The sequence below is a fragment of the Sphingomonas sp. BL-S-30 genome, assembly GCF_055521475.1.
Genome location: NZ_CM145481.1, coordinates 2,798,804 through 2,813,808, shown reverse-complemented (window position 1 = coordinate 2,813,808; position 15,005 = coordinate 2,798,804). Strand labels below are relative to the sequence as shown.

At 66.0% G+C, this 15,005-nt stretch carries 10 protein-coding genes; 5 read left to right on the top strand and 5 right to left on the bottom strand.

Annotated elements, in window-relative coordinates:
* Positions 1–25: 25 nt before the first annotated feature.
* On the bottom strand, positions 26–4,177 hold the full coding sequence (rpoB, locus tag ACZ1I5_RS13120; RefSeq protein WP_465169691.1) for a DNA-directed RNA polymerase subunit beta: 4,152 nt from the start codon (positions 4,175–4,177) through the stop codon (positions 26–28).
* A gap of 30 nt (positions 4,178–4,207) precedes the next feature.
* Here rpoB and ACZ1I5_RS13115 point away from each other — a divergent pair, with 30 nt between their 5' ends.
* The 3 genes from ACZ1I5_RS13115 to ACZ1I5_RS13105 all read left to right on the top strand — a co-directional run bounded on the left by ACZ1I5_RS13115 (position 4,208) and on the right by ACZ1I5_RS13105 (position 7,352).
* Complete coding sequence (locus ACZ1I5_RS13115; protein WP_465169690.1) at positions 4,208–4,507, top strand: hypothetical protein; 300 nt, start codon at positions 4,208–4,210, stop codon at positions 4,505–4,507.
* A complete protein-coding gene (locus tag ACZ1I5_RS13110; RefSeq protein WP_465169689.1) occupies positions 4,504–5,790 on the top strand; it encodes a hypothetical protein in 1,287 nt (428 codons plus the stop codon). Before ACZ1I5_RS13115 ends, ACZ1I5_RS13110 begins: the two co-directional genes overlap by 4 nt.
* 992 nt (positions 5,791–6,782) lie before the next feature.
* Positions 6,783–7,352, top strand: coding sequence for a hypothetical protein (locus ACZ1I5_RS13105; RefSeq protein ID WP_465169688.1), 570 nt, complete (start codon positions 6,783–6,785; stop codon positions 7,350–7,352).
* A 90-nt stretch (positions 7,353–7,442) separates the two neighbouring features.
* On the opposite strand, the gene ACZ1I5_RS13100 is transcribed toward ACZ1I5_RS13105, so the two are convergent.
* The 3 genes from ACZ1I5_RS13100 to rplJ form a co-directional block, all read right to left on the bottom strand.
* Positions 7,443–8,408: a hypothetical protein gene (locus tag ACZ1I5_RS13100; RefSeq protein WP_465169687.1), complete on the bottom strand. Its 966-nt coding sequence runs from the start codon at positions 8,406–8,408 to the stop codon at positions 7,443–7,445.
* A gap of 308 nt (positions 8,409–8,716) precedes the next feature.
* Positions 8,717–9,097 carry a 50S ribosomal protein L7/L12 gene (gene rplL, locus ACZ1I5_RS13095; RefSeq protein WP_465169686.1) on the bottom strand — a complete coding sequence of 127 codons (381 nt, stop codon included), beginning with the start codon at positions 9,095–9,097 and terminating at the stop codon, positions 8,717–8,719.
* Between the two features lie 63 nt (positions 9,098–9,160).
* Positions 9,161–9,682: a 50S ribosomal protein L10 gene (gene rplJ, locus ACZ1I5_RS13090; RefSeq protein ID WP_465169685.1), complete on the bottom strand. Its 522-nt coding sequence runs from the start codon at positions 9,680–9,682 to the stop codon at positions 9,161–9,163.
* A gap of 439 nt (positions 9,683–10,121) precedes the next feature.
* Between rplJ and ACZ1I5_RS13085 the strand changes: the two genes are divergently transcribed.
* Entirely contained in the window at positions 10,122–12,581 is a 2,460-nt protein-coding gene (locus tag ACZ1I5_RS13085; protein WP_465169684.1) for a PhoX family protein, read from the top strand.
* Between the two features lie 53 nt (positions 12,582–12,634).
* On the opposite strand, the gene ACZ1I5_RS13080 is transcribed toward ACZ1I5_RS13085, so the two are convergent.
* Complete coding sequence (locus tag ACZ1I5_RS13080; protein ID WP_465169683.1) at positions 12,635–14,359, bottom strand: VanW family protein; 1,725 nt, start codon at positions 14,357–14,359, stop codon at positions 12,635–12,637.
* Positions 14,360–14,508: 149 nt separating this feature from the next.
* Here ACZ1I5_RS13080 and ACZ1I5_RS13075 point away from each other — a divergent pair, with 149 nt between their 5' ends.
* Positions 14,509–15,000 carry a nuclear transport factor 2 family protein gene (locus tag ACZ1I5_RS13075; RefSeq protein ID WP_465169682.1) on the top strand — a complete coding sequence of 164 codons (492 nt, stop codon included), beginning with the start codon at positions 14,509–14,511 and terminating at the stop codon, positions 14,998–15,000.
* Positions 15,001–15,005 lie beyond the last annotated feature (5 nt).

Below are 15,005 nucleotides of genomic sequence, written 5' to 3'. Positions count from 1 at the left end.
CTGCCCGACGGCAGCGCCCGATCCGTCATGCCGCCGCGATCGCGACGCCGTCCGAGTCGAACTGCTCGACGCTCTTCAGCTCGACGTTCAGACCCAGCGACCGCATTTCCTTGACCAGCACGTTGAAGCTCTCCGGAATACCGGCCTCGAACGTGTCGTCACCCTTGACGATCGCTTCATAGACCTTGGTGCGGCCGACCACGTCGTCGGACTTCACCGTCAGCATTTCCTGCAGCGTATAGGCAGCGCCATACGCCTGGAGTGCCCAGACCTCCATCTCACCGAAGCGCTGACCGCCGAACTGGGCCTTGCCGCCCAGCGGCTGCTGGGTGACGAGGCTGTACGGGCCGATCGACCGCGCGTGGATCTTGTCGTCCACGAGATGGTGCAGCTTCAGCATGTAGATGTAGCCCACCGTCACCTTGCGATCGAACTGATCACCGGTGCGGCCATCGAACAGGTCCGACTGACCCGAGGTGTCGAGCCCGGCGAGCGTGAGCATCGCCGAAACGTCAGCCTCACGGGCACCGTCGAACACCGGCGTCGCCATCGGCACGCCGCCGCGCAGATTCTGCGCCAGTTCGATGATCTCGGCGCTCGAACGGGCGTCGATCTCGGCATGATATTGCTCGCCATAGACGGTCTTGAGGCGATCCTTGACCACTTCGGGCATGGCGCCTGCGGTGGGGTTCGGATTGGCCTCGCGCCAGTCTTCCAGGGCCTGCGAGATCTGCCCGCCCAGGCCGCGCGCGGCCCAGCCGAGATGAGTCTCGAAGATCTGACCGACGTTCATGCGCGACGGCACGCCCAGCGGGTTCAGCACGAGATCGACCGGCGTACCGTCGGCGAGGAACGGCATGTCCTCCGCCGGCAGGATGCGGCTGATGACGCCCTTGTTGCCGTGACGGCCGGCCATCTTGTCGCCCGGCTGCAGCTTGCGCTTCACCGCGACGAACACCTTGACCATCTTGAGCACGCCCGGGGGCAGCTCGTCGCCACGCTCCAGCTTCTCGCGACGATCATGGAACTTGTCCGTGATCAGCTTCACTGCATCGTCATACTGCGCCTTGACCGCTTCCAGATCGCTCTGGGTCTTGTCGTCGGCGACGGCGAACTTCCACCACTCGTGGCGATCGACGCTGTCGAGCAGGTTGGCGTCGATCTCGGCGCCCTTCTTCAGGCCCTTCGGCGTGGCGGTGGCGGTCTGGCCGAGCAGCATCTCGCGAAGGCGCGACCAGGTCGCGCGGTTCACGATGGAGCGTTCGTCGTCCGAGTCCTTCTTCAGGCGCTCGATTTCCTCGCGCTCGATCGCCATCGCGCGCTCGTCCTTGTCGATGCCGTGGCGGTTGAACACCCGGACTTCGACGACGGTACCGGCAACGCCTGGCGGCAGGCGGAGCGAAGTATCGCGCACGTCCGATGCCTTTTCACCGAAGATGGCGCGGAGGAGCTTTTCCTCCGGCGTCATCGGCGATTCACCCTTGGGGGTGATCTTGCCGGCCAGGATGTCGCCCGGCTCCACTTCGGCGCCGATATAGACGATGCCCGCTTCGTCGAGGTTGCGGAGCGCTTCCTCGCCGACGTTCGGGATATCGCGCGTGATGTCTTCCGGCCCGAGCTTGGTGTCGCGTGCCATGACTTCGAATTCCTCGATATGGATCGAGGTGAAGACGTCGTCCTTCACGATACGCTCGGAGATGAGGATCGAATCCTCATAGTTGTAGCCGTTCCAGGGCATGAACGCGACGAGCGCGTTGCGGCCCAGCGCCAGCTCGCCGAACTCGGTCGACGGGCCGTCGGCGATCACGTCGCCTACATTGACCACGTCGCCCACCTTCACCAGCGGACGCTGGTTGATGCAGGTGTTCTGGTTGGAGCGCTGGAACTTCATCAGCGTGTAGATGTCGACGCCCGACTGGCCGGCTTCGACTTCGCCCGTGGCGCGAACCACGATACGCGCCGCGTCGACCTGGTCGACGATGCCCGACCGCTTGGCCGAGATCGCCGCGCCCGAATCGCGCGCCACGGTCTCTTCCATGCCGGTGCCGACGAACGGTGCCTCGGCACGAACCAGCGGAACGGCCTGGCGCTGCATATTCGAGCCCATCAGCGCGCGGTTGGCGTCATCGTTTTCCAGGAACGGAATGAGCGATGCGGCGACCGAGACGAGCTGCTTCGGCGAGACGTCCATCAGGGTGATGTTGTCCGGGATCGCCATCAGGAATTCGCCTGCCTGACGCGACGAGACCAGGTCCTCGACGAAGCCCTTGGTCGAATCGAGCTCGGCGTTGGCCTGCGCGATCGTGTGCTTGGCTTCTTCCATCGCCGACAGATAGACGACGTCGTCGGTGACCTTGTGGTCCACGACCTTGCGGTACGGCGTCTCGATGAAGCCGTACTTGTTGACGCGGCTGAAGCTGGCGAGCGAGTTGATCAGGCCGATGTTCGGGCCTTCCGGCGTCTCGATCGGGCAGATGCGGCCATAATGCGTCGGATGAACGTCGCGGACTTCGAAACCGGCGCGCTCACGGGTGAGACCGCCCGGCCCAAGCGCCGAAACGCGACGCTTGTGCGTCACTTCGGAGAGCGGGTTGGTCTGATCCATGAACTGCGACAGCTGCGACGAGCCGAAGAACTCGCGCACCGCGGCGACCGCGGGCTTCGCGTTGATCAGGTCGTTCGGCATGACGGTCGAGACGTCGACCGAGGACATGCGCTCCTTCACGGCGCGCTCCATGCGGAGCAGGCCGACGCGGTACTGGTTCTCGAGCAGCTCGCCGACCGAACGCACGCGGCGGTTGCCGAGATTGTCGATGTCGTCGATCTCGCCCTTGCCGTCCTTCAGGTCGACCAGCGTCTTCACGACCGCGAGAATGTCTTCGGTACGCAGCGTGGTGACCGTGTCCTCGGCGTCGAGGTCGAGGCGCATGTTGAGCTTCACGCGGCCGACGGCCGACAGGTCGTAGCGGTCCGGATCGAAGAACAGGCCGCTGAACAACGACTCAGCGGTTTCGAGCGTCGGCGGCTCGCCGGGGCGCATCACGCGGTAGATGTCGGACAGCGCCTGCTCGCGCTCTTCGGCCTTGTCGGCCTTGAGCGTGTTGCGGATCCACGGGCCGGTGGCGACATGGTCGATGTCGAGCAGCTCGATCCGGTCGATGCCGGCCTTGTCGAGCAGTTCGAGATTCTCGGCGGTCACTTCGTCGCCGGCTTCGATGTAGATCTCGCCGGTCGCTTCGTTGATCAGGTCATAGGCCGAATAGCGGCCGAAGATCTCTTCGGTCGGGATCAGCAGGTCGACGAGACCGTCCTTGGCGGCCTTGTTGGCAGCGCGCGGGGAAATCTTCTGGCCCGAGGCAAACACGACTTCGCCGGTCTTCGCATCGATGATGTCGAACATCGGCTTCTGGCCGCGCCAGTTCTCGGCCTGGAACGGGATGATCCAGCCGCCCTGGCCGCGAACGAAGGTCACGCGGTTGTAGAAATAGTTGAGGATTTCCTCGGAGTTCAGGCCGAGCGCATACAGCAGCGCCGTGACCGGCAGCTTGCGCTTGCGGTCGATACGGACGTTGACGATGTCCTTCGCGTCGAACTCGAAATCGAGCCACGAGCCGCGATACGGAATCACGCGCGCGGCGAACAGATACTTGCCCGAGGCGTGGGTCTTGCCGCGGTCATGATCGAACAGGACGCCCGGCGAGCGGTGCATCTGGCTGACGATCACGCGCTCGGTGCCGTTGATGATGAAGGTGCCGTTCTGCGTCATGAGCGGCATGTCGCCCATGTACACGTCCTGCTCCTTGATATCGAGGACCGACCGGGCCTCGGTATCGGCGTCCACCTCGAACACGATCAGGCGCAGGGTAACGCGCATCGGCGCCGCATAGGTGATGCCGCGCTGGCGACACTCGTCGGTGTCGAACTTGGGGGGCTCGAGCTCGTAGTTCACGAAGTCGAGTTCGGCGGTGCCGGCGAAATCGCGGATCGGGAAGACCGACCGCAGGGTCTTTTCCAGGCCCGACACATAGCCGATCGAGGGATCCGACCGCAGGAACTGTTCGTAGGATTCGCGCTGAACCTCGATCAGGTTCGGCATCTGCACCACTTCGTGGATGTTGCCGAACACCTTGCGGATGCGGCGCTTGAGCGTGCCGCCCTCGATTGCTTTGGTCGCCATGGAGTTTTTTGCCCTACCAGCCAGAATGTCATGCCCGGAATCCACCGGGCGGGCACGCATGAAGACGCAAAAAGCCGCTCGTTTTCGAAATGTCGAAAACAGCAGCTCCTGGCGTCTTATGAACCCATAGCCTCCAATTCGATCGACATGCTGCGCGACGGCACGTCATTTCCCGAAAGCTGTGGTGAGGAGCGCGATATAGGGACCGTGTTGGAAACTGTCAAACGCCGCGCAAAAAAACGCTTCGTCGGCAGCCGGGAACGGCTCGGCGCGATTTCGGTATTGTGGCGGGTCCGACTGCGGGTTCCCTTCATTGACTATGCGTCATGAAACACAAACCCGCAACCCGCCGCGCGTTCGCCGCGCTTGTCCCCGCCACCTTTTTGCTGGCCGTTCCGGGCTATGCACAAGAGGTCCAACCCGTAACGCCACCGGCCCCGCCGGTGCAGCAGACGGTGGCGCCGCCGCCGGTGGTCCCGACGATAGCGCCGCCCGCCGCTACGGTCGCACCGCCGCTCGTCACCGCCGCGCCGACCGTGACCGCTGCACCGGAAGCGCCGGCGCAGGCCGCGACTGCCCGCACCACGCGGACCGTCACCCGCTCGACTCGTGTGGTCCGTGCCCCGGCGCCCGCGCCGGTTCGCGCGGCTCCCGCACCGGTCGCGGCAGCGCCCGTTTCGACGCCGGCGGAAGCCACGCCGGCACCGGTAACGCCGGCGCCGGTCGAAGCGGCCGCCCCGGCATCTGCGCCCGCGCAGGAGGCCGTCACGCAGAGCACCACCGCGACTCAGGGCGCCCCGATCTGGCCGTGGCTCGTCGCGGGCCTGGTCGCACTGATCGCCGTGGCCGGTTTCCTCGTCATGCGCCGCCGCCGGATCGACGATGATGAATTCTATGACGAAGAACCGTATGTCGAGGAGCATGCAATCGAGGCCGCGCCGATCCATAGCGAGCCTGCGCCGTTTGCGCCCGACACCGAGCCGCAGTTCCTGCGCACCGCGCCGCTGGCCGCAGCCGCCGTCCTGAGCGACGAACCGGCGCCGGTCGCGGCGGAGGACGCGACGCTGGTCGAGCCCGAGGCAGGGGAAGTCGCCTCGCTGACAGAGGGCGAGGCGCCGGTTGCCGATCGCCCATGGCTCGAAATGTCGCTGCGCCCGGTGCGGGCCGGCACCAATGTCGATGAGGCGCTGGTCGAGATCGAGCTGACCGTCGGCAATTCGGGCTCGGTCGCGGCCGAGCACGTCCGTATCTCCACCTTCATGTTCGCGTCGCAGCCGGCCAATGGCAGCGATATGGAGCGTATGCTGATCGAGCGCGGCAACGATGGCGTGCCGCTGGTGACGATCCGTCCAGGCGAGGGCACCCGCGTCGATGCGACCTTGGCGCTGTCCAAGGCCGAGTTGATCGAGAGCACCAATGGCTCGATCCTGCCGATCATCGTTGCCGATGCACGCTACACGCTGCCGGACGGTAGCGAAGGACGCACCTCCGCCTCGTTCACCATCGGCGTGAGCGAAGAGGGTGGCCCGGAAATGGCGCCGATCCAGCTGAGCGAGCGTGCGATGCACGACGATGTCGAGGCCAGGTTGCACGGGGTTCCCGAACACGCCTGACACCCGATCGATGAGAATGCCGGGCCTGCCTTCCGATCCGGAGGGCAGGCCCGGTCGCATTCGCTGAACGATTTGCCGCAGGGGAAGAAGCTGTCGTATCGCGTTCAGAAATGCCGGGCTAAGGCAGTGACGTGGGGATAATGTTCAAGTTCGCCGCCCGCCATGTTCGGGCCATGACGCTTCCGTTGACGATGTCGGCTGGTGTGATCGCGCCGGCCTTTGCGCAGAGCGCGCCCGCTCCGACACCGGTGCCGACGCCCCACCTCATTCCGGGACTGGAGAAGTTCAGCCTGACGCCGAGCCCCGGCTCGACGGTGACTCAGCCGGCGACGCCGCCGCCTTTCGTCCGGACTCTGCCGACGCCCGTGCCGTCGCCGACACCGGCTCGGCCGGTAACGGCGTCACAGGCCCAGGCGAGCGGGACTCCGCTTCGTCGGCTTCCGCCGAAGTCCGTGCCCCTCCCGACGGCGCAGCGCCCTCTGGTCGCCACACCGACATCAGCCCCGCTTCCGGCAACCACGGCGGCGCCCCTCCCCGAAGGGGCAGAGACCGCCGCGGCAGTGACTCCTGCCCCGGTCGCAAGCGTGACGGCGGCGCCAGCGCCCGTTGTCGCGGCAGGAGAGGATGGCCCTTCGTGGCCGCTCCTGGGTGGAGCGGGAGCGATCGTCCTGCTTATCGGCGGGCTGGGTTTCTGGCTCCTGCAGCGGCGGGAGCGATTCGAGGACGATGACGCGCCTGCGTCCGAGAATGGGAAACACGCGCATTTCGACCTGATCGCGGACAGGCCGGACTCGCCACCCGCAACCGCACCACGCGCTCGCGATGTGGCGGCGGCCGCCTTTGCTCCTCCGCCGGTCGCCCTCGATATCGGCACGCCGCCAAAGCGAGGGGCACACGCGATATTCGATCTTGGAGCTGTCGCGCCCGAGCCGGCCACGCCAGAAGCCTCCCGGATCGCGGAAGATGAGGCTCACGCGGAAGCGGAGGACCCCGTGCCGAAGCCGGCGCCGGTTGAGGCGGTGCCGTCGCCGGTCGCGCCGCCTGCAACCGTCACGGTGCCGGTCCGTGCCAGGCTCGACATCGAACTTTATGCGAAGCGCGCCGGTACCAATTTATTGAGCGCCGCGGTCGAGTACGACATTGTCATCAGCAATATCGGCGAAGCGATCGCGCGGGCGATCCAGGTCGATGTGCGGTTGCTGAGCGCCGGGACCGAACAGGATGGCTGGATCGGGACGCTGTTCTCCAGCCCGATCGAGCGGCCGACCACGGCACCCTTCGATTTGCCGCCACGCGGCTCGATCGAGCTGACTGGCATGGCGATGATGCCGAAGGAGATGGTCAGCGTGATGGCGGTGCAGGATCGCCAGCTGTTCGTGCCGGTGCTGACGATCAACCTGCTGTACGATTGGGACGGCGGCACGGGTCAGACCGCGACATCCTATGTGGTCGGGGTTGATCGGGGCGAGGGGACCAAGCTGGCGCCGTTCAGGCTCGATGGCACGCCGCGCATGCATGAGGGCGTCAGTACCTTGCCCTACACCATTTCAGTGCGGCGCTAGCGCCGCGCTGTCGGGCCGTCCATTCCGAACGGCGAGTCAATCAAGGGAGCCCGGCCGGATCTGCTACACCATTCCGGCCGGGCCCCGCGATTACTTCAGGGTAACGGTCGAGGTCGGCAGGCCCGGGCTCGCCGTATCCGGGCCGAGCCGATTGTTGCCGAACGACTGGACGGTGGCGACACCGGTCGTCTTGATGCCGAACAGGTTGTCGTAAAGCCCGACGTTCGACAGGCGGATTGTCGTTCCGTTGGTCGCAAATACGCCCGCATCCAGGCTGCCGGCGATCGTCACAGTGTCCAGAGACGCCGTCGCTGCGCCCGAAGCGGTCCACACGCCGCGGCCGTTGTTCGACAGGTTGCTGTTGGCGATGGTCGCGACACCGCCGGCTTCGACCTTGACGGCGATTGCGGCTTGCGAAACCGTGACGTTGTTCAGGAATGCGGCAACCGCGACGCCGTTGACCGATTTCACGCTCACGCCAATGTGGATGACGTTGATGATGTCCACATCCGTCATATGGAGCGTTGCGCCGACGCTGCCTGCTTGCGGTTCGAAGCTGATCGCCGGGACCGATCCGGTGCCCTGGTTCGAGATGCTGACATTTTGCAGCGTGAGCGATTTGCCGCCCAGGAAGCGAACGGCATAGGTGCCGACAGTCACGCCCGCGCCGTTGATCGTGAGGTTGCGCAGAACGACCTTGATGGTCGGCGCGGTCCCGCCGTTCGGGTCGTTGATGATGACGCCGGGAACGCCCGAGTTCAGGATACCGCCGGCCCCGCCGTCAGTGCCCTCGGCACAATCGAGCGTGATCGACTTGGTGATGGTGACCGAGCCGAAGCCGCCCGGATCGAGGCAATCGATCTCGCCGCCGCTGGCGGTCTTGGAGATCGCGCCGGCCCAGGTCTTGCACGGTGCAGTGCGGCTGCACGGATTGGCATCGTCGCCGACACCTGAAATCCAGGTACGGGTGGCCTGGGCGCTGGCCGGCGCGGCGAAGCACAGGCCAAACAGCATCGCCGTTACGGCGAGACCGATCGTCTTGATCAAACGAGTCATGGAACCCCTCCCCAAATGCGCATCATGCGCGACTTAGCCGGCGCGACGTCGCTGCCCGGTCCGGCGTGAAGAACGACGGCGCGAGCGGCGCTTAACGGCCTGTCACGGAGCGCTTTACCCCAATTCCGCCTGCAAAAGCTATTGGAAAGGATTCGACCTTCTTCAGTACCTTCCCAGCATTACGTGCTTGAGAAGCGCAGGTTTTCGTCATGTGTTGGGATCAAAAAAAGGGCGGCCCCTTGCGGAGCCGCCCTTCTTTTGTCTCTGATTCCGGATTGATCCGGAATGACTTACGCCGAAGCGAAAGATTACTTGACTTCGACGGTCGCGCCAGCGGCTTCGAGCTGGGCCTTGATCTTCGCGGCCTCGTCCTTCGAAACGCCTTCCTTGACGGCCTTGGGAGCCGACTCGACCAGCGTCTTGGCTTCGGTCAGGCCGAGCGAGGTGATCGCGCGGACTTCCTTGATGACGTTGATCTTCTTGCCACCGTCGCCGGTGAGGATCACGTCGAACTCGGTCTGCTCTTCAGCAGCCGGGGCGGCGCCGGCGCCACCAGCGGCCGGGCCGGCAACGGCAACGGCAGCGGCGGCGGAAACGCCCCACTTCTCTTCGAGCAGCTTCGAAAGCTCAGCGGCTTCGAGGACGGTCAGTTCGCTCAGCTGGTCAACCAGCGCGTTCAGGTCTGCCATGTTCATTCTCCGTATCGGGGCAGGTGCCCCATTGGGTTCAGTTCAAAAAGTATCGGTGCCTTTTCAGGCAGCTTCCTTGTCCTTGTCGGCGTAAGCCGCGAACACGCGTGCGAGCTGCGCCGCAGGAGCCTGGGTGACGGTCGCGAGCTTGGTTGCGGGTGCAACCAGGAGGCCCACTATCTTGGCACGCAGTTCATCCAGCGAGGGCAGCGTTGCGAGCGCCTTCACGCCTTCGACGTCGAGGACGGTCGCGCCCATCGATCCGCCCACGATTTCGAACTTGTCGTTCGTCTTCGCGAAATCGACCGCAACCTTGGCTGCGGCGACGGGATCGATCGAGGTGGCAAGGCCTACCGGCCCGGTGAGCATGTCGCCCAGCGAGAGATAGTCGGTGCCGTCGAGCGCGATCTTGGCAAGCTTGTTCTTCGAGACCTTGTAGGTCGCGCCGGCGTCACGCATCTTGTTGCGCAGCACCGTCGACTGAGCGACGGTGAGGCCGAGATTGCGGGTGACGACCACCACGCCGACCTCGGAAAAGGTGCGGTTCAGTTCGGCGACGAGCTCGGTCTTTTGAGCACGATCCATGCCATTCTCCACGTGTCTGACCCGCTGGCCGAAGCCGCCGGGCCGGTTGAACCGGAGACGCGGAAAACCCGCGCTTCCGGGGTGTCCGTCGATTGGGGCATGGGAACTGACCGCAAATGCGGCAGCAGACCGGCCGCGCTGACGCGCGAGCGGAAAAATTCCATTCCCCGTCTAGGCGGGAAATTAAGGCCGGAGGATTCCGGCCACCCACTGTCTCGGACGGTAGCTTGCCGGGTGCGAACACCTGGCGAGCGAGCGCGGGTCCTTAGCGACATCTCCGCGGAAGTCAACAAATGCGTGGACCATTGTCGCTGTCCCTGAATGGACGCCGATCTGTCACGGAATCGTCAAGGAATATCCATCACGCCGTCAGGTGGGCCGCACAAGAGGAACCGGACAGCGAATCCGAACCGGATCGCGATCCACCGGGGGTATCCTTATGACTGACTCGACCACCGTCACGTTCGGCTATGACGACGGCGACATCGACACCAATCGCAGCGGCGGCGTTTCGCTGAACGACATGGTCGAGCGTCGCTATTCGCGGCGCGACGCCCTGCGCGGTGGTGTGTCGGCGGCGGCGTTCGCGGTGTTCGGCGGCGCCGTGCTGGCGGCATGCAGCGACAAGGATGCGGCGGCCGACCCCGCCCCCACGGTGACCGCGGGCTCGTCGGGCACGACCAGCTCGGGCCGGGTCGTGACCCTGACCGGCATCGCCGCCGATAATGGCGGGATCGCGTCGCAGAGCTTCACCCAGGTTTCGGGGCCTGCCGTCACGCTGACCAACGCGGGCAGCGGCGCTGCGACCTTCGTCGCGCCCAGCGTGAGCGCCAGCACGCCGCTCGTCTTCCGTTATGCCGCGGTCGACTCGACGGGCCAGACCTCGTCGGTCGAGACCACCGTGACCGTGACGCCGGCGACCCTGGGCTTCACCCCGGTCGCCAAGAACCGGCTCGACAAGGTCAGCGTGCCCGACGGCTACAGTGTGTCGATCCTGTATCGCCTGGGCGATCCGATCGCCTCGGGCACTGCGGCCTACAAGAATGACGGCACCGACACCGATTTCGCCAATCGCGCGGGCGACCATGGCGACGCACTCTACTGGTTCGGCCTCGCTGCCGCAGGCAACGCCCGCGAGGACACCAGCAGCACGCGCGGCCTGCTCGTCATGAACCATGAGAACATCAACCAGCCCTATCTCCACGTCGCCGGCGCCACCACCGTGGCAGGCGCGCGGCCCGAAGCCGAAGCCCTCAAGGAAATGGAGTGCCACGGGCTCAGCATCGTCGAAGTGTCGAAGGCCGGTGCCGCCTGGAGCTACAATCAGGCCGGCGCGCTCAATCGCCGCATCACGCCGCTGACGCCGACCGTGTTCAACGGCCCGGTGCGCGGCGCCGCTCAGCTCCGCACGGTCTTCTCGCCGACCGGCGTCGCCGGTCGCGGCACGATCAACAATTGCGCCAACGGCTATACGCCCTGGGGCACCGACCTGACCTGCGAAGAGAATTGGGCCGGCTATTTCCGCCGCCCGACCGCCGCCGACAATCCCCGCCGCACCCCGAAGGAAGTGGTTGCGCTCACCCGCTATGCCGTCACCAGCGCGACCGGCAATTTCGGCTGGGCGACCGTCGTTCCGGCAGATCCGGCGAGCACCATCTACCGCCGCTGGGACGCGCAGGCGACCGGCGCCGACGCACTCTCCGACTTCCGCAACGAAGCCAACCAGTTCGGCTGGGTCGTCGAGATCGACCCGTACGACAAGACCGCCGCGCCGCGGAAGCGCACCGCGCTTGGCCGCATGAACCATGAGGGCTGCTGGCCGTCCAACTTCGTCCCCGGCCGCAAGCCCGCCTTCTACATGGGCGACGATGCGGTGAACGAATATCTCTACAAGTTCGTCTCGGCGACCGCATGGTCGGCCGCCGATGCGAGCTCGGCGGACCGCCTCGCCATCGGCGACAAATATCTCGACAATGGCACGCTCTATGTCGCCAAGTTCAACGCCTCGGGCAGCGGCGAGTGGCTGCCGCTGATTTTCGGCACCGGGCCGCTCACATCGGGCAACGCGACCTATGCCTATGCCGACCAGGCGGACGTGCTGACTCACGCCCGTCTCGCCGCCGACGCGCTCGGGGCGACCAGAATGGATCGTCCGGAGTGGACCGCGGTCAACCCGGTGACTGGCGAAGTCTATCTGACCCTGACCAACAACTCGACGCGCACCCCGGCCAACACCGACGCGGCCAACCCGCGCGCCTATATCGATCCGCCGAGCACCTCGGTCTCCAATCGCAACGGCCATATCATCCGCCTGCGCGAGACGGGCGACACCTCGGAAGCGCTCAACTTCTCCTGGGACATCTATCTGTTCGGCGCCGGATCGGATCTCGACGCGACCAACATCAACGTGTCGGGCCTGGATGCGACCAATGATTTCTCCAGTCCGGACGGCCTGTGGTTCGGCCGCCCGTCCAACGCCTCGGGCCTGGTCAAGCCGGTGCTCTGGATCCAGACCGACGATAGCGCCTATACCGACGTCACCAACTGCATGATGCTTGCGGCGATGCCGGGCAGCGTCAACGATGGCGGGGTCAAGACGATCACCAATACCCCGACCGGCGGCGCCGGCATCGCCCAGGCCACGCGCGTCGGCGCGGCGCCGGGCACCTTGCTGCGGCGTTTCCTCGTCGGTCCGCTGGAAGCGGAAATCACCGGCGTCGACTCGACGCCGGACGGCAAGACGCTGTTCGTCAACATCCAGCACCCGGGCGAGAACGGCAACACCGGCAACATCACCAGCAACTGGCCGGCGAGCCAGGCCGCTCCGGCCCCGGGCAACCGCCCACGCTCGGCCACGGTGGTGATTACCAAGAACGACGGCGGCGTGGTCGCGCTGTAAGCGACTATTGGGCAAAAGAAGGAAAGGGCCGGGGTCATTCCCGGCCCTCTTTGTCAGGCGAGCAGCGCAACCAGAGCGGCGCGCAGCGCCTGCGGATCGTCGGGCGCGACGAAGGTCAGACCTGGTTGCGGCGGCAGACCGCAGGCCCGGGTCGCGATCACTGGCAGGCCAGCTGCCAGCGCGCGAAGCAGCGTGTGCGGGCGATGCTCGACAATGGCCGGGAGCACCACGGCTGCCAGCGTCGGGCGTTCGCCCGGCGCCAGGTGCCTGACGTTCAGCCCGCGCCAGAAGTCCGGGCCTTCTGCCGCGCTGCGTTCGATGAGCAGTTCGATCTCCAGACCCGCCATGGCCTCCCGCATGGCATGAGTGCCCTTGCGCGCGAGGCCAGGGCCGGCGAACAGGACGCTGCGGCCCCCGCGCATCGCTCCGAGTGGCGGGGCAGGGGCCCAGTCGAGCAGATCGACCCGGCCAGCGGGGAAAAGCTCGGCGACGGCATGATGCGCGGTGACGAGACGGGTTGCCGCACCCAGCGCCTCGCGCTCTGCAGCGACGATCGATGGCGGCGCCCGGAAATCGCCCAGCGTGGAGTTGTCCGGGTGACGGGTGAATGCCACGTCGAGAATGCGATGGAGCGCCTCCAGGGGAAGCCGCTCCATCAGTACCTCGAAGCTCCGGCCTTGCAGAGCGCCCAGCCGCCAGAGATGGGGGAGCAGCGACTGAGCCACGACGAGATGGGTGTGGTCCGGTGACAGGCGGCGGGCATGGGCGGCAGCGAACCGCGCGTCTGCGGCCAGCATCACGCGCGCCAGTGGCATGGTCGCCCGCGCCCTGAGCGCAACGGCACGGTAGAGAGCGGTGATATCGGCGGTTCGCTCCTGGCCGAGGCCAGGCCAGGCATGTGCCGCCTTGCCGAAGCGGCGCGTCGAAAGATGCAGCATGTCGCCCGGAGTCGCGCGCGCCGTGTACAGGGCGGTGAATTCGGGCGTCGCCGCATCGACCAGCCAGGCGGTGGGTAGCGACGCCGCCTCTCCATCGGGATCGTGCCGGTGACAGGCGATCTGGCCGCAGCTCAGACAGTCATGCGCCGCGATGCCGGGGACAAAGGCGAGCATCGCTGGTCCGACCTCGGCGCCTTGGCCGCGGATGGTCAACTCGAGTTGGTCGGCAGTCAGCCGGGCTTCGATCCGGAACGGATGACGGCCGCGCAATCGGAGGTCGAGATAGTTCCAGAACACCGTGGCGTCACGCCCGGCCGCCGCGCGCGATCCGGGCACGATGCGCGTGTGCGCATGACGCTCGACGATCTCGAGCCCGGCCTGCAGGCCCGCGTCATACAGCGCGTTCGACAGCTGGCAGAGTCCGCCGCCGATCGTCGCGATCATGCAGCCCTCACGCAGTTCTCGCCCGGCGACGTAACCGCGCTGGCGGATCGGGCGGCCGACCTGCCGCCAGAAGCTCAGGGTTCGTCCCGCTTCGACTTCGATCCCGTCCAGGCCACGCAGCGCGCAACGCAGATTCTGGATCTTGCCGGCATTGAGGGCGCGATCCTTTTCGCCGCCCGCATTGGTCCAGAGTGGCGTGCGGACGGTCGCCAGGATTGGCGCCTCGATCAGTGCGGTACCATGGCGGTGACGCGTCGGCCCGAGGCCGGGCATGACGTCCTGGGCGGTACGACGGGCGCGGAGCAGGCTGGCCTTGGCGGCGAAGACAAGCGTGCTGGCACGGGTCGGCACACCCGAACGGGGCATCGCCGCTGCCGCCATGAGCCGGTCGTTCATCCTGCGTCTTCCTCGAAGAAGCGCAGGATTCCCGTTCCCGGGCTCGCCGTCAATCATGCGGTGCCGGTGTTGAACGCAAGAAGCGGGATGCCGCTCGACGCACCGGCGCTAGCCTCGACAGCCTTGACCCCGTTCAGGAGAGATGAACCATGGCGACGTCACCCATCGGCCCACGCGAGGCCGTCATGGCCTTTTATCAATCCTATGCGACGCGCGATGCGGATCGGATCGCGGCGTGCTTCACCGAAGACGTCGTCTGGGTCGCGCCGCCGGGCAACGCGACTCAGGTTGCACTGGGGCTGGGCCATCCGGACGAGGCCGGGCCGCCGGATGGATCGAACAACCTCGATCGCGATGCGATCGTCGATTTCATCGCGCATGATTTCGGCCGGCTGTTCGTCAGCGACATCGCCAACGACTTCAAAGGCCTTCACGTGGCGGGCGATCATGTCATCGCCGAGCACCGCATGTCCGCGGCGCTCACCAATGGCCGTTCCTATGTGAACGACTATTGCTTCGTCTTCCATGTGGTCGACGGCAGGATCGCGGCCGTCCGGGAATATATGGATACGCGCGGCGGCTGGGTTCAGATGTTCGGCGATGCCGAGCCGGGCGCGATCGTACCGCCACGCCGGCCATGATGGCC